The following is a 1,452-nucleotide window of genomic DNA, read 5'->3' as shown; positions in this document are numbered from 1 at the left end:
GCTGGCCTCTGCGTATGTCGAATAGAAAGACCGCTTCTCTTTATCCAGAAAACTAAACCAATCAACCCAGTCAGCGGCATAAAGCGTATTTGGACTCGCGGGAAGACGCACATCTTCTTTGTAACGCTGCTTATATTCTGGCCCCGATTGAATGCCCAATCTTATCGCTGCGTGGCTGGCCTCTGCGTATGTCGAATAGAAAGGCCGCTTCTCTTTATCCAGAAAACTAAACCAATCAACCCAGTCAGCGGCATAAANCTGATTTGGATTCGCGGGAAGACGCACATCTTCTTTGTAACGCTGCTTATATTCTTGCAACGATTGAATGCCCAATCTTATCGCTGCGTGGCTGGCCTCTGCGTATGTCGAATAGAAAGACCGCTTCGCTTTATCCAGAAAACCAAACCAANCAACCCAGTCAGCGGCATAAAGCTTATATGGACTCGCGGGAAGACGCACATCTTCTTTGTAACGCTGCTTATATTCTTGCCCCGATTGAATGCCCAATCCTATCGCGGCTTCGCTGGCCTCTGCGTATGTCGAATAGAAAGGCCGCTTCGCTTTATCCAGAAAACTAAACCAATCAACCCAGTCAGCGGCATAAACCTGATTTGGATTCGCGGGAAGACGCACACCTTCTTTGTAACGCTGCTNATATTCTTGCACCGATTGAATGCCCAATCCTATCGCGGCTTCGCTGGCCTCTGCGTATGTCGAATAGAAAGACCGCTTCTCTTTATCCAGAAAACTAAACCAATCAACCCAGTCAGCGGCATAAAGCGTATTTGGACTCGCGGGAAGATGCACATCTTCTTTGTAACGCTGCTGATATTCTGGCCCCGATTGAATGCCCAATCCTATCGCTGCTTGGCTGGCCTCTGCGTATGTCGAATAGAAAGACCGCTTCTCTTTATCCAGAAAACTAAACCAATCAACCCAGTCAGCGGCATAAAGCGATATTCTTGAAACGATTGAATGCCCAATCCTATCGCTGCTTGGCTGGCCTCTGCGTATGTCGAATAGAAAGACCGCTTCTCTTTATCCAGAAAACTAAACCAATCAACCCAGTCAGCGGCATAAAGCGTATTTGGACTCGCGGGAAGANGCACATCTTCTTTGTAACGCTGCTTATATTCTGGCCCCGATTGAATGCCCAATCTTATTGCGGCTTCGCTGGCCTCTGCGTATGTCGAATAGAAAGGCCGCTTCTCTTTATCCAGAAAACTAAACCAATCAACCCAGTCAGCGGCATAAAGCTTATTTGGATTCGCGGGAAGACGCANATCTTCTTTGTAACGCTGCTNATATTCTTGAAACGATTGAATGCCCAATCCTATCGCTGCTTGGCTGGCCTCTGCGTATGTCGAATAGAAAGACCGCTTCTCTTTATCCAGAAAACTAAACCAATCAACCCAGTCAGCGGCATAAAGCGTATTTGGACTCGCGGGAAGA

2 protein-coding genes are annotated in these 1,452 nt (G+C 47.5%); both read right to left on the bottom strand.

The window, feature by feature from the left end; genetic code table 11:
• Positions 1-918, bottom strand: a 918-nt coding sequence (locus F9817_RS23640) for an integrase repeat-containing protein (protein WP_427916734.1), incomplete at its 3' end; no start/stop codon positions are given.
• Positions 858-1,394, bottom strand: coding sequence for an integrase repeat-containing protein (locus F9817_RS23635; RefSeq protein WP_427916733.1), 537 nt, complete (start codon positions 1,392-1,394; stop codon positions 858-860). The genes F9817_RS23635 and F9817_RS23640, both read right to left, overlap by 61 nt.
• Positions 1,395-1,452: the final 58 nt, after the last annotated feature.

Origin of the sequence: Vibrio eleionomae, from assembly GCF_009874545.1 — a bacterium.
Taxonomy (GTDB): Bacteria; Pseudomonadota; Gammaproteobacteria; order Enterobacterales; family Vibrionaceae; genus Vibrio; species Vibrio nitrifigilis.
This window is presented reverse-complemented; position numbering and strand designations above follow the sequence as displayed.